General features: G+C 71.4%; 18 protein-coding genes and 1 pseudogene. 11 read left to right on the top strand and 8 right to left on the bottom strand.

All coding sequences use genetic code 11. The features are described from left to right. From A5712_RS27460 to A5712_RS27435, 6 genes and pseudogenes are all read left to right on the top strand, one after another. A pseudogene (locus tag A5712_RS27460) lies at positions 1 to 170 on the top strand (methyltransferase); the annotation flags it as partial. 80 nt (positions 171 to 250) lie between these two features. Beyond that, on the top strand, positions 251 to 889 hold the full coding sequence (locus A5712_RS27455) for a TetR/AcrR family transcriptional regulator (RefSeq protein WP_068112837.1): 639 nt from the start codon (positions 251 to 253) through the stop codon (positions 887 to 889). Continuing rightward, the gene (locus tag A5712_RS27450) at positions 879 to 1,790 is read left to right on the top strand and encodes an ABC transporter ATP-binding protein (protein WP_068112834.1); all 912 of its coding nucleotides are present in this window, start codon (positions 879 to 881) and stop codon (positions 1,788 to 1,790) included. Before A5712_RS27455 ends, A5712_RS27450 begins: the two co-directional genes overlap by 11 nt. After that, positions 1,787 to 3,430, top strand: coding sequence for an ABC transporter permease (locus A5712_RS27445; RefSeq protein WP_156766800.1), 1,644 nt, complete (start codon positions 1,787 to 1,789; stop codon positions 3,428 to 3,430). The genes A5712_RS27450 and A5712_RS27445 overlap by 4 nt, the downstream gene beginning before the upstream one ends. A gap of 13 nt (positions 3,431 to 3,443) precedes the next feature. Then, positions 3,444 to 4,118 (top strand): isoprenylcysteine carboxylmethyltransferase family protein, encoded by a 675-nt coding sequence (locus A5712_RS27440; RefSeq protein WP_068112828.1) that lies wholly within the window; start codon positions 3,444 to 3,446, stop codon positions 4,116 to 4,118. A gap of 18 nt (positions 4,119 to 4,136) precedes the next feature. Further along, positions 4,137 to 5,819, top strand: a complete 1,683-nt coding sequence (locus A5712_RS27435; protein WP_068112825.1) for a CocE/NonD family hydrolase — start codon at positions 4,137 to 4,139, stop codon at positions 5,817 to 5,819. Between the two features lie 82 nt (positions 5,820 to 5,901). Here A5712_RS27435 and glgC read toward each other — a convergent pair whose 3' ends face one another. Beyond that, positions 5,902 to 7,116, bottom strand: coding sequence for a glucose-1-phosphate adenylyltransferase (glgC, locus tag A5712_RS27430; RefSeq protein WP_068112822.1), 1,215 nt, complete (start codon positions 7,114 to 7,116; stop codon positions 5,902 to 5,904). 155 nt (positions 7,117 to 7,271) lie between these two features. Between glgC and glgA the strand changes: the two genes are divergently transcribed. Continuing rightward, complete coding sequence (gene glgA / locus A5712_RS27425) at positions 7,272 to 8,435, top strand: glycogen synthase (RefSeq protein ID WP_068112847.1); 1,164 nt, start codon at positions 7,272 to 7,274, stop codon at positions 8,433 to 8,435. A gap of 7 nt (positions 8,436 to 8,442) precedes the next feature. Here the strand turns inward: glgA and A5712_RS27420 are convergent, their stop codons facing one another. The 5 genes from A5712_RS27420 to folP all read right to left on the bottom strand — a co-directional run bounded on the left by A5712_RS27420 (position 8,443) and on the right by folP (position 11,535). Continuing rightward, positions 8,443 to 8,610 carry a DUF3117 domain-containing protein gene (locus A5712_RS27420; RefSeq protein ID WP_003406247.1) on the bottom strand — a complete coding sequence of 56 codons (168 nt, stop codon included), beginning with the start codon at positions 8,608 to 8,610 and terminating at the stop codon, positions 8,443 to 8,445. A 186-nt stretch (positions 8,611 to 8,796) separates the two neighbouring features. Continuing rightward, positions 8,797 to 9,363: a DNA-3-methyladenine glycosylase I gene (locus A5712_RS27415; protein ID WP_068112817.1), complete on the bottom strand. Its 567-nt coding sequence runs from the start codon at positions 9,361 to 9,363 to the stop codon at positions 8,797 to 8,799. A gap of 2 nt (positions 9,364 to 9,365) precedes the next feature. Further along, positions 9,366 to 9,719 (bottom strand): DivIVA domain-containing protein, encoded by a 354-nt coding sequence (locus A5712_RS27410; protein WP_068112814.1) that lies wholly within the window; start codon positions 9,717 to 9,719, stop codon positions 9,366 to 9,368. A 38-nt stretch (positions 9,720 to 9,757) separates the two neighbouring features. Next, positions 9,758 to 10,714 carry a glucosyl-3-phosphoglycerate synthase gene (locus A5712_RS27405; RefSeq protein WP_068112811.1) on the bottom strand — a complete coding sequence of 319 codons (957 nt, stop codon included), beginning with the start codon at positions 10,712 to 10,714 and terminating at the stop codon, positions 9,758 to 9,760. Beyond that, positions 10,711 to 11,535, bottom strand: a complete 825-nt coding sequence (gene folP / locus A5712_RS27400) for a dihydropteroate synthase (protein WP_156766801.1) — start codon at positions 11,533 to 11,535, stop codon at positions 10,711 to 10,713. Before folP ends, A5712_RS27405 begins: the two co-directional genes overlap by 4 nt. A 170-nt stretch (positions 11,536 to 11,705) precedes the next feature. Here folP and A5712_RS32560 point away from each other — a divergent pair, with 170 nt between their 5' ends. Beyond that, positions 11,706 to 13,466 (top strand): PE family protein, encoded by a 1,761-nt coding sequence (locus tag A5712_RS32560; protein WP_082973693.1) that lies wholly within the window; start codon positions 11,706 to 11,708, stop codon positions 13,464 to 13,466. Between the two features lie 211 nt (positions 13,467 to 13,677). Next, positions 13,678 to 15,492 carry a PE family protein gene (locus A5712_RS32555; protein ID WP_068112801.1) on the top strand — a complete coding sequence of 605 codons (1,815 nt, stop codon included), beginning with the start codon at positions 13,678 to 13,680 and terminating at the stop codon, positions 15,490 to 15,492. 40 nt (positions 15,493 to 15,532) lie between these two features. Here A5712_RS32555 and fadD6 read toward each other — a convergent pair whose 3' ends face one another. Both fadD6 and A5712_RS27380 read right to left on the bottom strand, forming a co-directional pair. Beyond that, complete coding sequence (fadD6, locus tag A5712_RS27385; RefSeq protein ID WP_068112797.1) at positions 15,533 to 17,314, bottom strand: long-chain-acyl-CoA synthetase FadD6; 1,782 nt, start codon at positions 17,312 to 17,314, stop codon at positions 15,533 to 15,535. A 48-nt stretch (positions 17,315 to 17,362) separates the two neighbouring features. Then, positions 17,363 to 17,905 (bottom strand): TIGR00730 family Rossman fold protein, encoded by a 543-nt coding sequence (locus A5712_RS27380; RefSeq protein ID WP_068112793.1) that lies wholly within the window; start codon positions 17,903 to 17,905, stop codon positions 17,363 to 17,365. Positions 17,906 to 17,966: 61 nt separating this feature from the next. On the opposite strand from A5712_RS27380, the gene A5712_RS27375 reads away from it, so the two are divergent. Together A5712_RS27375 and A5712_RS27370 are read left to right on the top strand one after the other, a co-directional pair. Next, complete coding sequence (locus A5712_RS27375) at positions 17,967 to 20,108, top strand: AAA family ATPase (RefSeq protein ID WP_068112789.1); 2,142 nt, start codon at positions 17,967 to 17,969, stop codon at positions 20,106 to 20,108. A gap of 75 nt (positions 20,109 to 20,183) precedes the next feature. Then, positions 20,184 to 21,680, top strand: coding sequence for a cellulase family glycosylhydrolase (locus tag A5712_RS27370; RefSeq protein ID WP_082973692.1), 1,497 nt, complete (start codon positions 20,184 to 20,186; stop codon positions 21,678 to 21,680). Positions 21,681 to 21,796 lie beyond the last annotated feature (116 nt).

Here is a 21,796-nt window from a genome sequence, read left to right as displayed (position 1 = left end):
TCATCGTGGTGCACCGCGCGGCGCTGGGCGGACGGGCCGGCGATCCCGCGGCCCGCGACGCCGAGGTGACGGCGGTCCGCGAGGCGGCCCGGCTGATCGCCGAGGACGAGCGGCTCACCCCCGCCCTGGTGCCGCTCGGCGACGGGCTGCTGGCCGCGGTCCGCGACTAGTTCCGGCGGCCAAATCTTTACGGGTTCCTGACGGGGCGCCTCCTTGACGCTCGACTGAACGCGCGTTTAGTGTACTGAACATGCGTTCAGCCGACCTGACCGCCGCCGCCCGGATCCGAGACGCGGCCATCGAGCGGTTCGGCGAGCATGGCTTCGGCGTGGGTCTGCGCAAGATCGCCGACGCGGCCGGGGTGAGCGCCGCGCTGGTGATCCACCACTTCGGCTCCAAGGAGGGCCTGCGCAAGGCTTGCGACGACTACGTCGCAGAACAGATCCGCGAGACCAAGGCGGAGGCGCTGCAATCCAACGACCCGGCCGTGTGGTTCGGGCAATTGGCCGAAATCGAAGAATTCGCCCCGCTGACCGCCTACGTGTTACGCAGCATGCAGACCGGCGGCGACCTCGCGAAGATGTTGTGGCAGAGAATGATTGACAACGCCGAGGGATACCTGGAAGACGGCGTGCGGGCCGGGACCATCAAGCCCAGCCGTGACCCACGGGCCAGGGCCAAGTACCTGGGCATCACGGGAGGCGGCGGGCTCCTGCTTTATCTGCAGATGCACGACACCCCAACCGATCTGCGTGCGGTCCTGCGCGACTACGCGCGGGACATGATCCTGCCGGCCTTGGAGATCTACACCGAGGGCCTGATGGTCGACCGCACCATGTACGACGCGTTCCTGGCAGCAGAAGATCAAGGAGGATCACATGCCGGCTGACACAGTCGCACCCATCGAAATCCGGGGCCTGACCAAGAACTTCGGCGCGGTGCGCGCGCTGGACGGCCTCGACCTCACGGTGCGTGAGGGAGAGGTGCACGGCTTCCTCGGGCCGAACGGGGCGGGGAAATCGACGACCATCCGCATCCTGCTGGGCCTGGTCAAGGCCGACGGCGGAAGCGCGCGGTTGTTGGGCGGCGACCCGTGGACCGACGCGGTCGACCTGCACCGCCAAATCGCCTACGTGCCGGGCGATGTGACGCTGTGGCCCTCACTGACCGGCGGCGAGACCATCGACCTGCTGGCCCGCATGCGCGGCGGCATCGACGAGTCGCGCCGAGCCGAGCTCATCGAGCGCTTCGACCTCGACCCGCACAAGAAGGCGCGTACCTACTCGAAGGGCAACCGGCAGAAGGTCTCCCTGATCTCAGCCTTTTCGTCACACGCCCGGCTGCTCCTGCTGGACGAACCCAGCAGCGGACTGGACCCGTTGATGGAGAACGTCTTTCAGCAGTGCGTCGCCGAGGCACGCGACCGCGGCACCACGGTCTTGCTGTCCAGCCACATTCTGGCCGAAACGGAAGCGCTCTGCGAGCGGGTCACCATCATCCGCGCGGGCCGGACCGTCGAGAGCGGCACGCTGGAGTCGATGCGCCATCTCAGCCGCACCTCGATACGGGCCGAAATCGTCGGCGATCCGGGCGATCTCAGGCGCATCAAGGGCGTCGAGGACGTCAGCATCCAGGGCAACACGCTGCGTGCCCAGGTCGACAGCGAAAGCCTGGGTGAGCTCATCCGCGCCCTCGGCGACGCCGGCGTGCGCAGCCTCGTCAGCCAGCCCCCGACGCTGGAGGAACTCTTCCTGCGCCACTACGACACCACGGACAAGGTGTCGGCATGAGCACCGCGACCCTGGATCGGCCCCGCCACCCGGCGCACCCGGCGCCTCGGGCCGGCTCGAATTTCTCCGGGACGCTTAGCATGTTGCGGCTCTACCTGCGCCGCGACCGGGTCTCGTTGCCGCTGTGGGTGCTGCTGTTATCGGTGCCACTGGCCAGTGTCTACGTCGGCAGCGTCCTGAAGGTCTACCCCACCGAGACCGCCCGCGCGGGGTTCGCGGCATCCATCATGGCCAGCCCGGCCCAGCGCGCGCTCTACGGCCAGGTCTACAACCACAGCGTTGGCGCCGTTGGCATTTGGAAGGCCGGGATGTTCCACCTGCTGATCGCGGTGGCCGTCATCCTCACGGTGATCCGCCACACCCGCGCCGACGAGGAGACCGGCCGGACCGAACTCGTGGACTCGACCGCGGTCGGCCGATACGCGAGCCTGACCGCGGCCCTGCTGTTGTCGTTCGGGGCGTCGATCGCCACCGGCGCGATCGGCGCGGCCGGGCTGCTCACCACCGACATCCCGCGCGCCGGGTCGCTGGCGTTCGGCGCCGCCCTGGCGTGCTCCGGCCTGGTCTTCACCGCGGTCGCCGCGGTGGCCGCGCAGCTGTCGCCGAGCGCTCGCGTCGCGCGCGGCACCGCGTTCGCGGTGTTGGGGACCGCGTTCACGCTGCGCGCCGTCGGCGACGCGGGCGACGGAACGCTGTCGTGGTTCTCGCCGCTGGGATGGTCGCTGCAGGTCCGGCCCTACGCGGGCGATCGCTGGTGGGTGTTGCTGCTGCACCTGGCGACGACGGCCGTGCTGACCCTGGTGGCCTACCGACTGCTCGCCGGGCGCGACGTGGGGGCCGGGCTGATAGCGGAACGTCCCGGTCCCGGCAAGGCCGGACCGCGGTTGGGCGGCGTCGACGGCCTGACGTGGCGGCTCGACCGCGGCGCGTTGGTGCTGTGGACCGTTGGGCTGTGCCTGTACGGCCTGTTGATGGGCAGCGTGGTCCACGGCATCGGCGACGAGCTCGGCGACAGCACCATCGTGCGCGACATCGTCGCGCGGATGGGCGGCACCAGCGTCCTGGAGGAGGCGTTCATCGCGGTCGCCTTCGCCATGATGGGCATGGTGGCCGCGGCGTTCGCCATCTCGCTCACCCTGCGCCTGCACCAGGAGGAAACCGGCCAGCGCGCCGAGACCACGCTGGCCGGGGCGGTCTCCCGAACCCACTGGCTGGCAAGCCATTTGGCGGCCGCCCTGCTCGGGTCCGCGGTCGCGATGCTGGCCAGCGGCGTGGCCGGCGGGCTCGTCTACGGTGTAGCGGCCGGCGACGTCGGCGGCAAGCTGGCCGTCGTGGTCGGCACCGCCGCCGTCCAGCTGCCCGCCGTCTGGCTGCTGGCCGCGGTCACCGTCGCGCTATTCGGCGTAGCCCCGCGGTTCACCCCGGTGGCGTGGGGCGTGCTGGTCTGCTTCGTCGCGATCTACCTGATCGGCGAGCTGGCGCGGTTCCCGCATTGGCTGCTCGACCTGGAGCCGTTCGCCCACGTTCCGCGGGTCGGCGCCGACTTCACCGCCGCGCCGCTGCTCTGGCTACTGGCCATCGACGCCGCGCTGATCATCTTGGGAGCCATGGCTTTTCGACGCCGTGATCTACGTTGCTAGGGAGGGCACGATCATGAAAACCGCGATTCGACTGACGGCATCCTCGATCTTCGGAACGGCCGCAACCTGTTTGATCCTGTTCGGACCGGCGGGCACGTTCCACTATTGGCAGGCATGGGTTTTTCTCGCCGTGTTCACGGTGGCCTCGCTCGTCCCCACCATCTACCTGGCCAAGGTCAACCCTGCGGCCCTGCGGCGCCGCATGCACGCCGGCCCGCGGGCGGAAACGAGGGCGGCTCAGAAGGTCATCATCACCAGCTCGTTCCTGGTCCTCTTTGTGATGATGGCGTTCAGCGCGCTCGATCACCGGATGGGCTGGTCGACGGTGCCGGTGTGGCTGTCCCTGTTCGGCGACGTGCTGGTGGCCGCCGGGCTCGGCCTAGCCATGCTGGTGATCATCCAAAACAGTTACGCCGCAGCCACCGTCACGGTGGAAGCGGGCCAGAAGGTGGCCTCCGGTGGCGTCTACAAGTTCGTCCGGCACCCGATGTACGTCGGGAACGTCATCATGATGGTGGGCATGCCGTTGGCGCTGGGCTCGTACTGGGGGCTGCACTTCGTCATTCCGGGGGTCGCGGTGCTCGTCTTCCGTATCCTCGACGAGGAGAAGCTGCTCGTCCAGGACCTGCCGGGGTACCGCGAATACGCGCAGCACGTGCGCTATCGCTTGGTGCCCAATGTCTGGTAGACGCTCTAAGGTATTGGCGTGGCGCGAAATCCGGCACCCGCCCTCGACCGACCATGGCGACGTCCCGGCGCCCTCCGTTACGCGCTGACCCGGCTCCGCGGCATCGTTAAGCCGCCCATCACCGTCACCCCGGCGCCGGCCGGCGTCCTCGTCGAGCGTGACGTCGGCGTTCCCACCCGCGATGGGACGGTGTTGCGGATCAATGTCTACCGCACGCCCGACGACACGGCTCGACCGGTGATCTTGAGCGTGCATCCGTATGGCAAGGACAACCTCCCGCGGCGGCGGGCCGGCCGGTGGACGTTCTCGGTGCAATTTCGGGCGCTGCGCCAGACCGAGCCGATCACCTTCTCCGCGCTGACCGGTTGGGAGGCGCCGGATCCGGCGTGGTGGACCGCGAACGGCTTCGCCGTGGTGAACGCCGACATGCGCGGCTGCGGCCACTCCGACGGCACCGGAAACCTGCTGTCGCGCCAGGAGGCCGAGGACACCTACGACCTCGTGCAGTGGATCGCCAGCCGGCCGTGGTGCGACGGCCGCGTCGTGATGCTCGGGGTGTCCTACCTGGCCATCACCCAATACGCCGTCGCGGCCCTGCAACCGCCGGCGCTGCGGGCGATCTGCCCGTGGGAGGGCTTCACCGACGCGTATCGCGACCTGACCTTTCCCGGTGGCGTGCGCGAGCTCGGCTTCACCCGGTTGTGGTCGCGCAACGTGCGTCGCGACACCCGGCAGCGCTACGACCTCGAGCGGATGCAGGACGCCCACCCGCTGCGCGACGACTTCTGGCGCTCGGTGGTGCCCGACGTGTCGGCGATCAAGGTGCCCATGCTGGTCTGCGGCAGCTTCTCGGACAACAACCTGCACAGCCGCGGTTCGATCCGGGCGTTCATGCGCGCGGGTTCCGCCCACGCCCGGCTCTACACCCATCGCAGCGGCAAGTGGGCGACGTTCTACTCCGAGGCGGCGCGGGCCGAACAGCTCGAGTTCTTCCGCGGCGTGCTCGACGGCGCCGAGCAATCCCGCAGCGTGCGCCTCGAAGTGCGCGAGGACCGCGACACCGTCGCCGCGGTGCGCGAGGAATCCGACTGGCCGCTCCCCCGGACCCGTTGGCGGCCAATGTATCTCGCGGGCGCCGGCCTCTTGGCGCCCGAGCCGCCGACGCGGGTCGGCAGCGTCGCGTTCGAAACCGCCTATAACGCAGCGGCGTTCAGCTGGACGGTCCCGGACGACCTCGAGCTGACCGGCCCGATGGCTGCCCGGCTCTGGATCGAACTTGACGGCTGCGACGACGCCAACCTGTTCGTCGGCGTGGAGAAGTGGCGGGACGGCCGGTTCGTCGGGTTCGAGGGGTCGTACGGGTACGGCCGCGACCGGGTCACCACCGGGTGGCAGCGGGTCTCGCTGCGGGCTTTGGACCCGGAGCTCTCGCGGCCGTGGGAACCCGTCGCACGATGCGCCGAGCCGCAGCCGGTCTCCGCAGGCGAGGTGGTCGCCGTCGACGTCGCGCTGGGCCCCTCGGCCACGCTGTTCCGCGCGGGCGAGCAGCTGCGGCTGGTGGTCGCCGGGCGCTGGTTGTGCCCGACCAACCCGCTGACCGGTCAGCTGCCCGCGGCGTATCAGGGCTCACCGCGCGGTCGCGTCACCCTGCACTGGGGCCCGGACCACGACGCGCACCTGCTGATCCCGGAAGTCCCCTAGCCCGCCGAGCAGACGCAGAATCGCACGTTTCGCCGCTCAGATATGCGATTCCGCGTCTGCTCGCGGAAGAAGCCGAGCCGCGCTAGATCCAGACGCCCTTGCCGACCGCGACCACGCCGCCCGCGCTGATCGCGAAGCGCTCGCGGTCCTTCTCCAGGTCGACCCCGACCATCTCGCCCGGTCCCACGACGACGTTCTTGTCCAGGATCGCGTGCCGCACCACCGCGCCGCGGCCGACGCGGGCGCCCGGCATGATCACGCTGCCCTCCACGATGGCGCCGTCGTCGACCACGACGTTCGACGACAGCACCGAATTGCGCACGGACGCCGCCGAGATGATGCTGCCGGCGCCCACGACCGACTCCTGGGCCGAGCCGCCGTTGACGAACTTGGCCGGCGCCAGGTTCTCCGACTCGCCCCGGATCGGCCAGCGCTTGTTGTAGAGGTTGAACACCGGGTGCACCGAGACCAGGTCCATGTGCGCGTCGTAGAACGCGTCCAGCGTCCCGACGTCGCGCCAGTAGCCGCGGTCGCGGTCGGTGGCCCCGGGCACCTCGTTGTCGGAGAAGTCGTACACCGCGGCGATCCCGTCTTCCACCAACCGCGGGATGATGTCGCCGCCCATGTCGTGATCGGAGTGGTCGTCGTCGGCATCGGCGCGGATCGCGTCGATGAGGACCTTGGTGGTGAAGATGTAGTTGCCCATGGAGGCGAACGTCGACTCCGGGTCGTCGGGGGTGCCCGGCGGCTCGAGCGGCTTCTCCACGAAATTGCGGATCCGGCCGGACTCGTCGGCGTCGATGCAGCCGAACGCGCTGGCGTCGGCGCGCGGCACCCGGATGCCGGCCACCGTCGCGCCGGCCCCGCTGTCGATGTGGAACTGGACCATCTGCTCGGGGTCCATCCGATAAACGTGGTCGGCGCCGAAAACGACTATGTAGTCGGGGTCTTCGTCGTAAATCAGGTTGAGGGACTGATAGATCGCATCGGCGGAGCCGGTGTACCAGCGCGGGCCGAGGCGCTGCTGCGCGGGCACCGGGGTGATGTACTCGCCGGCCAGGCCGGACAGCCGCCAGTTCTGCGAAATGTGACGGTCGAGTGAATGCGACTTGTATTGGGTGAGAACGCAGATCCTCAGATAGCGGGCATTGACCAGGTTGGAGAGCACGAAATCGATCAGCCGGTAGGCACCACCGAAGGGAACGGCGGGTTTGGCCCGGTCGGCGGTCAGAGGGTACAACCGCTTGCCCTCCCCGCCGGCCAGGACAATCCCCAGCACGTGTGGCGCTTCCCTCATGACTACAAACTATCGGCCCCCGCGAACCGCTGCCAGGGGGAGCGCGCTATTGGCGGCACGCTGACGGGCTGTCCGTCAATGGTTTTGGCTCCGCACCGCCGCTCGATCCGCAACCCGAGATGCGCGCCGACCCGTCGCCGAACTACGGTGCGGGTATGCGGGTGGCGATGATGACTCGGGAGTACCCACCAGACGTCTACGGCGGAGCCGGGGTACATGTCACCGAACTCGTCGCGCAGCTGCGCCGGCTGTGCGCGGTCGACGTGCACTGCATCGGCGCGCCCCGGCCGGACGCCTTCGCGCAGCAGCCCGACCCGCGCATCCACGACGCCAACCCGGCACTCTTGACACTGTCCGCCGACCTGATGATGGCCAACGCCGCGTCGGCGGCGAGCGTCGTGCACTCGCACACGTGGTACACCGGGCTGGCCGGGCATCTGACCGCGTTGCTCTACGACATTCCCCACGTTTTGACCGCGCATTCGCTCGAGCCGCTGCGGCCGTGGAAGGCCGAGCAACTCGGCGGCGGCTACCGGGTGTCGACGTGGGTGGAGCGGACCGCGGTGCTGGGCGCCGACGCCGTCATCGCGGTCAGTTCGGCGATGCGCGAAGACATTCTGCGGGTCTACTCCTCGCTGGATCCGAGCCAGGTGCACGTGGTGCGCAACGGCGTCGACACCAACGTCTGGTATCCGGCCGGCCCGGCGGAGAGCGGGTCGGTGCTGGCCGAACTCGGCGTCGACCCGGCGCGGCCCATGGTCGCGTTCGTGGGTCGGATCACCCGGCAGAAAGGCGTCGCGCACCTGGTGGCGGCCGCGCACCGGTTCAGCCCGGAGGTGCAGTTGGTGCTGTGCGCCGGCGCCCCCGACACACCGGAGCTGGCCGAGGAGGTCCGGGCCGCCGTCGCCGAGCTGGCCCGCGAGCGCGACGGGGTGTTCTGGATCCGGGAGATGCTCCCCATCGGGGAATTGCGCGAAATACTATCGGCGGCAACTGTTTTCGTGTGCCCGTCGGTTTACGAGCCGTTGGGGATCGTGAACCTCGAGGCGATGGCCTGCGCGACGGCGGTGGTGGCCTCCGACGTGGGCGGGATCCCCGAGGTGGTATCGGACGGGGTCACCGGGTCGCTGGTGCGCTTTGACCCCGACAACCCGGCCGCATTCCGGGCCGGCCTGGCCAGAGCGGTCAATGAGCTGGTGGCCGACCCCGACAGGGCAAAGCGCTATGGCGAGGCCGGGCGCCAGCGCTGCGTGGAGGACTTCTCGTGGGCGCACGTCGCCGAGCAGACGCTGGAGATCTACCGGAAGGTGTGCGCGTAAAGGCGCCTTAGCTGGTTACGCCCTTGAGCTCGTCGCCCAGGGCGGCGGCTTCGTCGGGTGTCAGCTCCACCACCAGCCGACCGCCTCCTTCGAGCGGTACCCGCATAACGATGCCGCGCCCCTCCTTCGTTGCTTCCAAAGGACCGTCTCCGGTACGGGGCTTCATCGCCGCCATCGAGTGCTCCCTCCAGATTCGAGCTGGCCCGCGTTCGCAGGCCTGGTCGGCGCCGAGCATGCCCCGCCAGTGGATTTCCAGCCATACCCGACTTTGAAATGCATCGACTGCCAAATCACGCCTCCATTGTTCCCTATCCGGGGCGGCAGTTACACAAAGACCCGCTTCTGAAGCCTGATCAGCCCGTCAAAGTGGCGTGGCGGGCACCCAGCAACCGCGAATATGGTCATCGACCATGCCGGTCGCCTGCATCAGCGCATAGGCGGTGGTGGGCCCGACGAAGCGGAATCCGCGTCGCTTCAATTCCTTGGCCATCGCCTTCGATTCGGCGGTGGCCGAGGGAATCTCCGACGCGTCGGCCGGGCGGGGGCGCGGGGACGGCGCGAACGACCACAGGAGCTTGGACAGGTCCTCGGCCGACCCCAGCTCGGCGGCCGCGCGCGCGTTGGCGATCGTCGCGTCGATCTTGGCGCGGTTGCGCACGATGCCCTCATCGGCCAGCAGCCGCTGCACGTCGGCGTCGGTGTAGCCGGCGACCGTCTCGATGTCGAACCCGGCGAAAGCCCGCCGGAAGTTCTCCCTTTTGCGCAGGATGATCAGCCACGACAGGCCGCTCTGGAAGGCCTCGAGGCTCATCCGCTCGAACAGCGCCACCCCGTCGTGCACGACGCGGCCCCATTCCTGGTCGTGGTAGTCGCGGTACATCTCGGTGCCGCCCGCCCAACCGCACCGAACCCGGCCGTCATCGCTCACATCTAGTCCTGACGATCCTCGGCGCCCTGGGGTTCCGCGGCGTCGGGCGCGGCTTCGTCGTCGGGCGCCGACGCGGCGTGCACCGCCGCCAGCTGGCCGCGCAGCGCCTCGAGTTCGCGGGCGAGCCGGTCCAAGACCCAGTCCACCTCGCTGGTCTTGTATCCCCGCAACACCTGGGTGAACTTGACGGCGTCGACGTCGGCGCCGGTGACGCCGTACGCGGGCAACACCGTCGCCGTCGTCCCCCGCGGCAGGGGCGGCAACTGCTCACCGCGACCGAACAGCAGGCTGGCCGCGCCGAACAAGACGACCGCCACCAGCACCAACACCACCAGGTACAGCAACACCAACGCCACGTCGTCGATATTGCCCTATCCCGCCGACAAGACGGCGATCAGCGCGGCCTGAGCCCGTTCATCGGCGGCCGATCGTCCAGCGACACCGGCGAGGTGCGCGCGGTGTAGCCGTAACCGTCGGGGCCTTCGGCGAAGAACTGGGTCAGCCCGATCCCGGAGTCGGGGATTCCGCAGCGCGACAGCAGGGTCGCGATCACCTGGCGGCTCATCGCGCCGAGCTCGGCCAGCGGCCGGTTGCGGTGCGCCCGAACGCCGAGGTTGACCTGGGCGATCGCATCCGGGCCCAACCGGTCGAAGGTGTCCACCAGCAGCCCGATTTCCACGCCGTAGCCCGGCGCGAACGGCAGCGAGGTCAGCAATTCCCGGGTGGCCGCGTACTCGCCTCCCAACGGCTGCAGGATGCAGCTCAGCTCCGGGCGCAACGCCGCCAGCAGCGGGCGCGCCACCAGCTCGGTCACCCGCCCGCCGCCCCCGTCGGCACCGTGCAGCGGCCGCCGGTAGAAACTCTTGACCAAGTGGATCCCGTCGCCGGTGAGCAGCGGGGTCACCAGCCAGGGCACGAACATCGGGTGCGGGTTGATCAGGTCGGAGTCGACGAAGACGACGATGTCGCCGCGGGTGGCCGCCAGCGAGCGCCACAGCGCCTCGCCCTTGCCGGGCCGCACGGGCACCTCGGGCAACGCCTGTTCGCGGCTGACGACGCGGGCGCCGGCGGCGATGGCGCGAATCTCGGTGTCGTCCGTCGAACCGGAATCCAGCACGATCAGCTCGTCGACCAGGCCATCGACCAGCGGTGAGATGCTGTCGATCACCGACTCGACGGTCGCTTCCTCGTTGAGCGCCGGCAGCACCACCGAGATGGTCCGCCCCGCCTTCGCCTCTTCCAGCTCGCGGACCGTCCGGCCGCGGCGGCTCCACCTGCGGTCGGCCAGCCAGACGTCCCCTGGCCGTGCCGCGAGCACGCCCTCGCTGGCAAGGTCCACCAGCTCCGTCATGCCAGCCCCCTTACCGTGCGCGCCGGTCGGCGCACCCCCTGGATCGAGGACACCATCTCCAGCACCCGCCGGGTGGCCTCGACCTGATGCACGCGGAACATTCGGACGCCCGCCGCCGCCGCCAGTGCCGTGGCGGCCAGCGTCCCCTCCAGCCGTTCGGTCAGCTCCACCCCCAAAGTCTCCCCGACGAAGTCCTTGTTACTCAAAGCCATCAGGACGGGCCATCCGGTGTTAACAAGCTCGCCTGCGTGTCGCAACAAAAGCAGCCCGTGGAAGGTGTTCTTGCCGAAGTCGTGGGCCGGGTCGATCAGCACCCGGTCACGGGCCACCCCGGCCGCGACCGCCCGCTCCGCCGCGCCGGTCACCTGGCGAATCACGTCGTCCACCACGCCGCGGGTGGTGGTTCCGTAACTCACCCGGAACGGGCGGGTGCGCGGCAACGCGCCCCCGGTGTGCGAGCACACCAGCCCCGCCCCGAACTCGGCGGCCACCTCGGGCAGGGCCGGGTCGATGCCGCCCCAGGTGTCGTTGATCAGGTCCGCGCCCGCCGCGCAGGCCACCCGGGCCACCCCGGAGCGCCAGGTGTCGGCGCTGATCAGCTGGTCGGGGTAGGCACCGCGCAGCCACTCGATGAACGGCACCAGCCGGCCGATCTCGGTGGCCTCGTCGACGTTCTCGCCGGGGCCCGCTTTGACGCCGCCGACGTCGATGACGTCGGCGCCTTCGGCGATGACGCGGTGGACGGCGTCCCGGGCGGCCCCGTCGCTGAAGGTCGCGCCCCGGTCGTAGAACGAATCCGGGGTGCGGTTGACGATCGCCATGATCAGCGCGCGGTCGCCCGCGACCGGCCGGCCGCACAGAGTCTGCACGGGTCTATGGTGCCTGGTCCTTACCCGTCGCGCCGCTCGGCCCCGGCACAAATAAATGGGGAGAATTCCCCATCAACTGCCCCCGCCGCGACGCGCACACTCACAGCGACGGGAGGCCCGAGATGTCTTTTGTGATTGCCGCGCCGGAGTTCATGGCGGCGGCGGCGACGGATTTGTCCGACATCGGCTCGGCGGTCAGCGCCGCGAATGCGGCCGCAGCGACCCGGACGACCGCGCTGCTGGCCGCCGGCGCCGACGAGGTGTCGGCGGCGGTGGCGTCGCTGTTTTCCAGGCAAGCAGTGGAGTTCCAGGCACTCGGCGCGCAGGCGGCGGCCTTTCATTCCCAATTCGTGGCGGCGTTAGGCGGCGCGGGCGCGGCCTATGCGGCCACCGAGGCGGCCAACGCCTCGCCGCTGGACGCCGTCTGGCAACCCGTGCGGGGAGTCATCAACTTGCCCACCGAGCTCTTGTTGGGCACGCCGCTCATCGGCAAGGGCATCAACGGGGCGCCGGGCACCGGGCAGCCCGGCGGGCCGGGCGGGCTGCTGTTCGGCCCCGGCGGCGACGGCGGATCCGGCGCGCCCGGCCAACCCGGCGGCCGCGGCGGCAACGCCTGGTTCTTCGGCAGCGGCGGCAACGGCGGAGCCGGCGGAACGGGCACCACCGGCACCGCGGGCACCGCCAGCGCCAAGGGCGGCCTGGGCGGTACCGGCGGGGTCGGCGGTGCCGGCGGGAACGGCGGGCTGATCTTCGGCAACGGCGGTGCCGGCGGTGTCGGCGGTATCGGCGGTCTCGGCGGACCCGGCGGCACCGGCAGCTCCGGCATCATCGTCGGCAACGGCACCAACGGCGGCCACGGCGGCACCGGCGGCAACGGCGGGGCCGGCGGCCAAGCCGAGGGATTGTCGGCAATGTTCGGCGGCCACGCCGGCGCCAGCGGCAATGGCGGTAACGGGGGTGGCGGCGGCCAGGGCGGCCAGGGTGGCAGCTCGTTCTTCGCCGGCAATGGTGGCAACGGCGGTGACGGCGGAGATGCCGGCTTCGGTGGCAGCGGCGGGGGGTCCGGCGCCGTCGCGGGTGTCGCGGGCAACGGCGGCAACGGCGGCAACGGCGGTGGCGGCGCCAGCACAAACACCGACGGCTCCGTCGGCGGGAACGGCGGGAACGGCGGCGGCGGCGGCTTCGGCTTCAATGGCGGCAACGGCGGCAAGGGTGGCGACGGCGCCAGCGGCATCCTCACCAACGTGACCCACGGCGCCATCGCCGGTGGTGGTGGTGGCGGCGGCGGGTTCGGCGGCGACGGCATACCCGGCGGCACCGGCGGCACCGGCGGTGACGGCGGAGCCGGCGGTTCGGCCCAGGTGAACCCGGGCACCAACTTCGGCGCCGCCACCGGGATCGCAGGCGGCGGCAACGGTAGTGGCCCCTCCGGCACCTCCGGCGGTCCCGGCGGTGGTGGTGGCGGCGGCGGTGTCGCGCAGGTCGGCGCTGCGGGGACCGGGCTCTTCGGCGGCGTCGGCGCCAACGGTACAGCCGGCGGCGGCGGCGTAGGCGGCCTTAGCGGTTCCGTCACCGCTGGCGCAGCCGGCGATGCCGTCGCCGCCGGCGGTGGTGGCGGCGGAGGCGGCGGTGTGAACGGCGGTTTCGGCGGCACCGGCGGCGACGGGGGCGCAGCCAGTGCCGATGTCCCCGGCGGGAGTGTCAGCGCTGGCGGGGGCTCCGGCGGCACAGGAGGCAACCCCGGCGGCAAGGGCAATGGGGTCGGCGCGTTCGGCGGTAGCTTCGGCGCGGCCAACATCGGCGGGGGTGGCGGCGGCGGCGCTGGCGCGGGCGAATCTACCGTCGCCATCGCCACGGGCGGCGCTGGCGGCGACGGCAACTAGCACCGACGGGCGTCGGCGACGTCGCTGCATTCAGACGCGAATGTGCGGCCTGCCGCACCGTGGATGGCGAACGTGCGGCCTGCCGCATACTCGGCGCACCCACCCGGCAATCTCCGGGCGCGCGAGTAATAAATGGGGAAAATTCCCCATCAACTGGCACCGCCTCCGCGCGCACACTTCACGGCAACGGCCTGGATCGACGGGAGCGGCCATGTCCTTTGTAATTGCGGCGCCGGAATTCATTGGGGCGGCGACGACGGATTTGCACAACATCGGCTCAGCGCTGAGCGCCGCAAACGCCGCGGCGGCGGGGCCGACAACCAGCGTGTTGGCGGCCGCCGAGGATGAGGTGTCGGCGGCGGTGGCGTCGCTGTTTTCCGGGCACGCAGTGGAGTTCCAAGCACTCAGCGCGCAGGCGGCGGTGTTTCATGCCCAGTTCGTGCAGGCCTTGAGCGGTGCGGGGGCTGCTTATGCGGCCACCGAGGCGGCCAACGCCTCGCCGCTGGACGCCGTGTGGCAGCCCGTTCGCGGCGTGATCAATTTGCCCACCGAGCTGTTGCTGGGGACCCCGTTGATCGGCAAGGGGATCAACGGCGCGCCGGGTACCGGGCAGCCCGGCGGGCCGGGCGGGCTGTTGTTCGGCCCCGGCGGTGATGGCGGTTCCGGCGCGCCCGGGCAGCCCGGCGGGCGTGGGGGCAACGCCTGGCTGTTCGGCAGCGGTGGCCGCGGCGGCGCCGGCGGGACGGGGATCACCGGCACCACGGGCGACGCGACCCAGAGCACCAATGGCGGCCTCGGCGGTAACGGGGGCACGGGCGGGCCCGGCGGGAACGGCGGGTTGATCTTCGGCAACGGCGGTGCCGGCGGTGCCGGCGGTGTCGGCGGGACCGGCGGGCACGGCGGCAACGGCCCCGACGGCGTGTTCGGCGGCCCAGTCAACGCCTTCAGCGGCACCGACGGCGGCCAGGGCGGCAACGGCGGCAAGGGTGGGGTCGGCGGCCAAGCCGAAGGATTGTCGGGAATGTTCGGCGGCCATGCGGGTGCCAACGGCAACGGCGGCGCCGGCGGCGACGGCGGCCAGGGCGGCCAGGGCGGCGGCGGCGCCTTCGACGATGGCACCGTCAACGGCGCTGGCAATGGTGGCAACGGCGGCAACGGCGGCGCCGCCGGCCTGGGTGGCGGCGCCGGCGGCCCCGGCGGCATCGCGGGCGCCGCAGGTACCGGTGGCAACGGCGGCGACGGCGGCCCCGGCGGCAACAGCACCTTCGGCCTCGACGGCCCCGGCCAGGGCGGAAACGGCGGCAACGGCGGTGCCAGCACCGCGAACGGCGGCAACGGCGGCAACGGCGGTAACGGCGGTACCGGCAGCTTCAGCGCGACCGTCAGCAACCCCACCGGCTTCGTCATGGGCGGAGGTGGCGGCAGTGGGGGGGCAGGCGGCGATAGCACCGGCGGTGGCACCGGCGGCACCGGTGGCACCGGCGGCACCGGCGGCGGGGCGCAGTCCTTCGGCATCGGCCACACCATCGCCGACGCCAGCGCCACCGGCGGCAACGGTGGTGGCGGCGGCGGCCCCGCCGGGGTCACCGGTGCCATCGGCGGTCCCGGTGGTGGTGGCGGCGGCGGCGGGATTGCCACCGTCGGTGCCAACACCGTCAACATCGGTGGCCAGGACGGCGTCAGCGCGAGTGGCTCCGGCGGTGGCCACGGCGGCCTCGCTGGCGCGGGCTCCGGCGGCGCCAACACCTTTGATGCCGCCGGCGGGGGCGGCGGCGGGGGCGGCGGTATCGGCGGTATCTTCGGCGGCACCGGCGGCGTCGGCGGCGCCGGCGGTGGTGCCGACTTGCTTAGCGGCGGCCCAGGCGGTCCCGAGGGTCAAGACGGCGCTCACGGCGCGGTTGGCGCCGGCGGCAGCGCCGGTCCCGGTGGTACCGGACATACTGGCGGAGGTGGGGGCGGCGGCGCCGCCGTCGTTATGGGTGCCGCCGGCAGCGCCTTCGGCGGCACCGGCGGCAACGGCGGCTAGCACGGGACGACAGACGTCCGCGACTGTGCGGCCAGCCAACTTAGCCCTTCGGCCGCTTACCCGCCGCGACGTCTTCCGGGTACTCGTCGTAGAACGGCATGTAGCCCTCGTCGCGGCCGGCCAGCACGTACAGCGGGTCCTTCACGTCGGACCCGTAGGCCTGCTCGCGCAGCTCCACCTTGCGGCTCTTGAAGGTCGTGGTGTGCTCCAGCGTCTTGACCACCCGCACGAACAACGGCAGCGCATAGGGCGGCAGCTGGGAGTACACCGCGCGGGCCAATGACTGGCCGTCGAATTCGGCGCCCTCGCGCAACTGGACCGCGGCCATCCCGGCGCGCCCGCCGGTGTGCGGGATCTCCACGCCGAACACCGTGCATTCCTCGACGGACGCGTCGGAGGCCAGCGCCGCCTCCACCTGCGTGGTGGCGACGTTCTCGCCCTTCCACCGGAACGTGTCGCCGAGCCGGTCGACGAACGCGGCGTGCCCCATGCCCTGCGGGCTCATCACGTCGCCCGAGTTGAACCACACGTCTCCCTCCCGAAAAGCGTTGCGCACCAACTTCTTTTCGGTCGACTCCTTATCGGTGTAGCCGTCGAACGGCTGCAGCTTGTTGACCGGGCTGAGCAGCAGGCCGGGCTGGCCGGCGGGCACCCGCCGCACCCGGCCGTTCTCGTCGCGTAGCGGCTCGCCGGTGTCCGGGTCGTACTCCACGTAGGCCAGCGGCATCGGGAAGACCCCGGTGGACCGGGGCACGTTGAAGACGTTGATGAACGCGGTGTTGCCCTCGCTGGAGGCGTAGAACTCGCACACCCGCTCGATGCCGAACCGCCGGGTGAACTCGTCCCAGATCTCCGGGCGCAGCCCGTTGCCGGCGATCACCCGCACTTTGTGCGCCCGGTCGGTCGGCTTGGGCGGCTGGTTGAGCAGGTAGCGGCAGATCTCGCCGATGTAGATGAACGCGGTGGCTTCGGTGGCGATCACCTCGTCCCAGAACTTCGACGCCGAAAACGACTTGCCCAACGCCAGCGTCGCCCCAGAGTTGATCACCGACGACAACGCCACCGTCAGCGCGTTGTTGTGGTACAGCGGCAGGCAGCTGTACAGCGTGTCGGTGCTCTTCAGCCGCAACCCGATGCCGCCGAACGCGGCCAGCGCCTTGAGCCAGCGCAGGTGCGTCATCACGCTGGCCTTGGGGAAACCCGTTGTGCCCGAGGTGAATATGTAGAACGCGGTGTCGCGCGCCTGCACGGCCGTCGCCGACGGCGGGTTGGTCGCCGGCGCGCTGACGGCGAAGCGGTCCAGGTCGTCGACGGTCAGCGTTTCGGTGGCGCCGGTGCCGCCGCACTCGGCCACGGCGCTGACCAGGTCGGTCTCCGCGATCAGCACCTTGGCGTCCAGCAGGCCCAGGCTGTGCGCCAGCACCTCGCCGCGCTGGTGGTAGTTGATCATCCCGGCGACCGCGCCGCACTTGACCGCGGCCAGCATGGCCAGCACCGCATGCGGCGAGTTGCGCAGCATGATCGCGACGACGTCACCGCTGCCGACGCCGTGCGCGGCCAGCACCGCGGCGTACCGGTTGGCGGTCGCGTTGGCGTCGCGGTAGGTCAGCTGCTGATCGCCGAACCGCAGGAAGACCCGGTCGCCGTGGCGGGCAGCCCGGTCGGCGAAGACCGTGCCGATCGATTTCTTGGAACCCGGCTGGGCGAACAGCCCGGTCAGTGCCCCGCGCACGATCGTCGGCATGTCGGCCAGCAGGCCCGGCACCCGAGATGCGATGTCGGTGAGCCTGACGGCCGTGCGCGCTCCCCCGTCGTCGGACACGTTTCCCTCTATTCCTGTAAGTCCTCACGGCGCACGTTCGCCCGGCACTCAGGCGGGTGCGCACGCCTCCACTGCGGCCCCCACCTTATCGACCAGCACCAACCGGTCCATCGCCGCTTGCGTGATGTACCCGCTGTCGAGCAATCCGCACAACCACAGCCACAGCCCCTCGTAATGCCCGAAGGGGTCCAGCATCACGATGGGTTTGTCGTGCACCCCGAGATAACCCGTGGTCCACGCGTCGAGCAGCTCGTCCAGGGTGCCGACCCCGCCGGGCAGCACGACGAACGCGTCGGCGCGGGCCTCCATGATCTGCTTGCGCTCGTGCATGGTGTCGCTGACGATCAGCTCGTCGGCGTGGCGGTCGGCGACCTCGAGGCGCATCAGGTTCTGCGGAATGACGCCGACGGTCCGCCCGCCGCGGGCGCGCGCCGCGCTCGCCACCGCGCCCATCGCCGAAACCCGGCCGCCGCCCCACACCAGCGTCCAGCCGCGCTCGGCGATCGCCTCGCCGAGTTCCGAAGCCAGCTCAAGCAATTCGGGGTGCTCCGGGCCCGACGCGCAGTACACGCACACCGCCCATTCGCGCATACAACGAAAGGTAGACCAAGCCCGGTGCGGCGCGCACACTGCGCGCAATAAACTCCGGCTGGTGCCGATTCGTTGGAACGTCCCCCAACACGAGGCGGCGTTGGAGCGGCTGAACGACGCGCTCGGGGCGGGCCGCGGCGCCGTCGTGCTCGGCCCCGACGGCTGCGGCAAATCCACCCTGGCCCGGCTGGCCGCCGAGGGCTACGGCCGCGCGCACCCGAGCACCCTCACCCGCTGGGTCACCGGCACCCCGACCGAGCGCGCCGTTCCGTTCGGGGCGTTCAGCCACCTGGTCGCGATCTCCGACCTCGGCAAGCCGGCCGCCCTGTTGCGGGCCGCGCGGGCGTCGCTGGCCGGCGGGGACGACCTGCTGCTCGTCGTCGACGACGCCCACCAGCTCGACATCCTGTCGGCCACGCTGGTCTACCAGCTGGCGCTGGCCGGCACGGGCCGGATGGTGGTCACCGCCCGCGGCCCGGATTTTTCGGCGGCGCCCGACGCCATCGCGGCGCTGTGGACCGACGGCCTGCTGCCGCGAATCGATGTCGAGGCGCCCGGCGGCGCGACCACAGCCGCCCAGGTCGACGCGTTCATCGCCGAGCTGCCCGCCCCGGCGCGGGCGGTGCTGGACTACCTCGCCGTGGCCGAGCCGCTGTCGGTCGCCGACCTGACCGCCCTCGCCGGGGCGGGCGCGGTCGGCGAGGCGGAGGATCTCGGCGCGGCGGAAACCCGGGTGCGCGGCGGCAGTTCGGATGTTCCTGACGAGCCGGTCGTGTACACCGCGCATCCGCTGTTCGCCGAGCGGGCGCGCGCCGCGCTCGGTCCCGACGACGCCCGGCGACGGCGCACCGACGTCGTCGAGCTGCTGTCCCAACGCGCGTCGGACCACCTCAGCGATCGGCTGCGGCTGGCGTCCCTGGCCCTGGACAGCGACGCCCCCCAGCGCGTCGCCGACGTCGCCGACGCCGCGCAGCAGGCGCTGCGCCTGGGCGACCTCGCGCTCGGCGAACGTCTGGCCCGCTCGGCGCTGGAGCGGTCCGGGGGCCTGGCGGCGCGGCTGTCGCTGGCGCACGCCCTCGGGTGGCAGGGCCGCGGCCGCGAGGCCGACGCGCTGCTCGCCGAGGTCGACTCCGCCGCGCTGGCCGAGCCGGCGCTGATGGACTGGGCGCTGCTGCGGGCCGCCAACCAGTTCTGGATGCTCAGCGAACCCGAGCGGGCCACCGCGTTCCTGCGCACCGTCCGCAATCGGGTGACGGATCCGGGCCCGCGCACCACCCTCGACGCCCTCAGCGCGACGTTCGCGATGAACGCCGGCAACGTCGGCTACGCCGTCAAGATCGCCGGCGACGTGCTGGATTCACCGTCGGCCGGCGACCAGGCGGTGGCCTGGGCCGCCAGTGCCGCCGCGCTGTGCGCGGCGCGGCAGGGCCGGTTCGGCGACGTGGAGCCGCTGGCGCAGCGCGCCCTGTCCGCCGAACACCCCGGGCTGCTGCGGTTCACGATCGGGCTGGGCCAGACCACCGCGCTGTTGATGGCGGGCCGGCTGCCCGACGCGCGCGAATTGGCCCAGCAGTTCACCGATTTCGCCGAATTGCAGCAGCCGGGCCGCGCGATCGGCGAGGTGCTGCTGGCGCATGTGCTGATCGCCGAGGGCGAGTTCGCGCAGGCGGCGGCGCTGCTTGGCCCGGCCGCCGCCACGCTGGAACGCACCGGCTACTCGTGGGGGCCGTTGTCGCTGACGCTGCTGGCGACCGCGTTGGCCCAGCAGGGCGACATCGCCGCCACCGCGAAGGCCTTGAGCCGGGCCGAGTCTCGGCACGGCACGAAGTCGGCGCTGTTCGGCCCGGAGCTCGGCATGGCGCGGGCGCGGCGGCTGGCGGCCACGCGCGACTCGGCCGGCGCCGTCGCCGCCGCCCGCGACGCCGCCCGGATGGCCGAGCGCGGCGGGCAGTCGGCGGTGGCGCTGCGCGCCTGGCACGAGGCCGTCCGCCTCGGCGACACCCGCGCGGTGGACCCGCTGGCCCGGCTGGGCGCCGAGGTCGACTGCGCGGTGGGGGGCCTGGCGCTCGCCCACGCCCGCGCCCTGGCGTCCGGCGACGAGGCCGCGCTGCGGGCCGTGTCAGACGAGCTGGCGGCGGCCGGGATGCGCGCCGCGGCCGCCGACGCCGCCGCGCAGGCGCGCCGCATTGTGCGCCAACCGTGACGCGCCCGCGTTACCACTGTGACTATTGCGCCTCACTGTTTCCGAAAGTGATTTCGCTCGGGGCTTGGAGGCTGCATGCGTATCCGCCCTTCGCGCGCGGCCCGGCTGCTCGCGGCCGGTTTGCTGATCGCCGCGCTGACGACTGACGCGTCGTCGGTCGTCGCCCCGCCCCGCGCCTTGGCGGCGCCCACCGGCCCGACGCTGCCGCTCGGCCACGCCGGCCGCTGGATGACCGACGCCGACGGACGCGTGGTGATCCTGCACGGGCTCAACCAGGTGTACAAGATTCCGCCGTACACGCCGTCGGCCGACGGGTTCGGCGACGACGACGCGGCCTTCCTGCAGGCCAACGGGTTCAACGCGATGCGGGTCGGTGTCATCTGGGCCGCCGTGGAGCCGCAGCCGCTCAGCTACGACGACAACTACCTCAGCTCGATCGCGCAGACCGTGGCGACCCTGGCGTCGCACGGCATCGTCAGCCTGCTCGACTTCCATCAGGACCTCTACAACGAGGCGTTCCAGGGCGAGGGCGCCCCCGCGTGGGCCGTGGCGCAGGCGGGCCTGCCCAACCCGCAACTCGGCTTTCCCGGCAACTACTTCCTCAACCCCGCCGAGGAGTACGCCTGGAATGCCTTCTGGCGCAACGCCCCCGCGCCTGACGGGATCGGGCTGCAGGATCACTACGCGCGGGCGTGGGCCCACGTCGCGGGCTTCTTCCACGGCAACCCTGGGGTGTTCGGCTACGAGGTGTTGAACGAGCCGTGGCCCGGCTTCATCTGGGAGGGCTGCTTCGACTTCGTCCTGGGCTGCCCGGTGCAGGACCACAAGCTGACCGTGTTCTACCGGAAGGTGGTGCCGGTCATCCGCGCGGCCGACCCCACCACGCTCGTGTTCTTCGAGCCGAACACGCTGTCCGACGAGGGCGTGCACACCGACCTGGGCGGGGTGGTCGACCCGAGCACCGGCTTCTCCTTCCACGACTACTGCGCCATCGAATCGGTGCTGCACAAGAACATCACCTGCCGCTTCCAGGACGGCCTCACGATCACCAACGCGAACCTCTACGCGTTCTTCCACCACATCCCGCCGCTGCTGACCGAGTTCGGCGCCACCAACGACCTGAAGAACATCGCCGAGGTGATGCGCCACACCGACCGGCAGCGGATGGGCTGGCTGGAGTGGGCGTACACCGGCAACGACAAGACGAGCTCGTCGCCGACCGACCAGGCGCTGGTCTTCGACCCGAGGCAGCCGCCCACGGGCGCCAATGTCAACGCGGCCAAGCTGGCGGTGCTCGCCGCGCCGTACCCGCAGGTGGTGGCGGGCACGCCGCGGGAGTGGTCGTTCCAGTCGGGCGTCTTCCGGCTCTGCTACACCACCGAGCGGGCCGACCACGCCGGCAGCTTCGCCGCCGGCGCGCAGACATTCATCTCGGTGCCGCCCGTCGAGTTTCCGAACGGCTACCACGCGAATGTCACCGGGGGACAAGTTGTTTCGCCGCCCAACGCGCCCGTGCTAGCCGTGGTGGCGAACGCGGGCGCGGGCCGGGTCGACGTGGTCGTGACACCGTGACGCCCTGACGCCCGCAATCCTCCGCCGAGCTGGGGGTACCACCCGCTTGCGGGGGACGCGCTGGCGTGGCCGTCGGCGCCGAGCGCTGCGCTGGCGCGAGGCTCGAGCCGGCCCGC

This window comes from Mycobacterium sp. E2327 (assembly GCF_001672675.1).
Classification (GTDB): domain Bacteria; phylum Actinomycetota; class Actinomycetes; order Mycobacteriales; family Mycobacteriaceae; genus Mycobacterium.
Note: the sequence above shows the minus strand (reverse complement) of the source record. Positions and strands in the feature narration are given on the sequence as shown.

What these genes read in the sequence shown, in the direction of transcription:
- A5712_RS27455 (WP_068112837.1), top strand. Translation starts at nt 251, where the DNA reads ATGCGTTCAGCCGACCTGACCGCCGCCGCCCGGATCCGAGACGCGGCC.
- A5712_RS27450 (WP_068112834.1), top strand. Translation starts at nt 879, where the DNA reads ATGCCGGCTGACACAGTCGCACCCATCGAAATCCGGGGCCTGACCAAG.
- A5712_RS27445 (WP_156766800.1), top strand. Translation starts at nt 1,787, where the DNA reads ATGAGCACCGCGACCCTGGATCGGCCCCGCCACCCGGCGCACCCGGCG.
- A5712_RS27440 (WP_068112828.1), top strand. Translation starts at nt 3,444, where the DNA reads ATGAAAACCGCGATTCGACTGACGGCATCCTCGATCTTCGGAACGGCC.
- glgC (WP_068112822.1), bottom strand. Translation starts at nt 7,116, where the DNA reads ATGAGGGAAGCGCCACACGTGCTGGGGATTGTCCTGGCCGGCGGGGAG.
- glgA (WP_068112847.1), top strand. Translation starts at nt 7,272, where the DNA reads ATGCGGGTGGCGATGATGACTCGGGAGTACCCACCAGACGTCTACGGC.
- A5712_RS27420 (WP_003406247.1), bottom strand. Translation starts at nt 8,610, where the DNA reads ATGGCGGCGATGAAGCCCCGTACCGGAGACGGTCCTTTGGAAGCAACG.
- A5712_RS27405 (WP_068112811.1), bottom strand. Translation starts at nt 10,714, where the DNA reads ATGACGGAGCTGGTGGACCTTGCCAGCGAGGGCGTGCTCGCGGCACGG.
- folP (WP_156766801.1), bottom strand. Translation starts at nt 11,535, where the DNA reads ATGGCGATCGTCAACCGCACCCCGGATTCGTTCTACGACCGGGGCGCG.
- A5712_RS32560 (WP_082973693.1), top strand. Translation starts at nt 11,706, where the DNA reads ATGTCTTTTGTGATTGCCGCGCCGGAGTTCATGGCGGCGGCGGCGACG.
- A5712_RS32555 (WP_068112801.1), top strand. Translation starts at nt 13,678, where the DNA reads ATGTCCTTTGTAATTGCGGCGCCGGAATTCATTGGGGCGGCGACGACG.
- A5712_RS27380 (WP_068112793.1), bottom strand. Translation starts at nt 17,905, where the DNA reads ATGCGCGAATGGGCGGTGTGCGTGTACTGCGCGTCGGGCCCGGAGCAC.
- A5712_RS27370 (WP_082973692.1), top strand. Translation starts at nt 20,184, where the DNA reads ATGCGTATCCGCCCTTCGCGCGCGGCCCGGCTGCTCGCGGCCGGTTTG.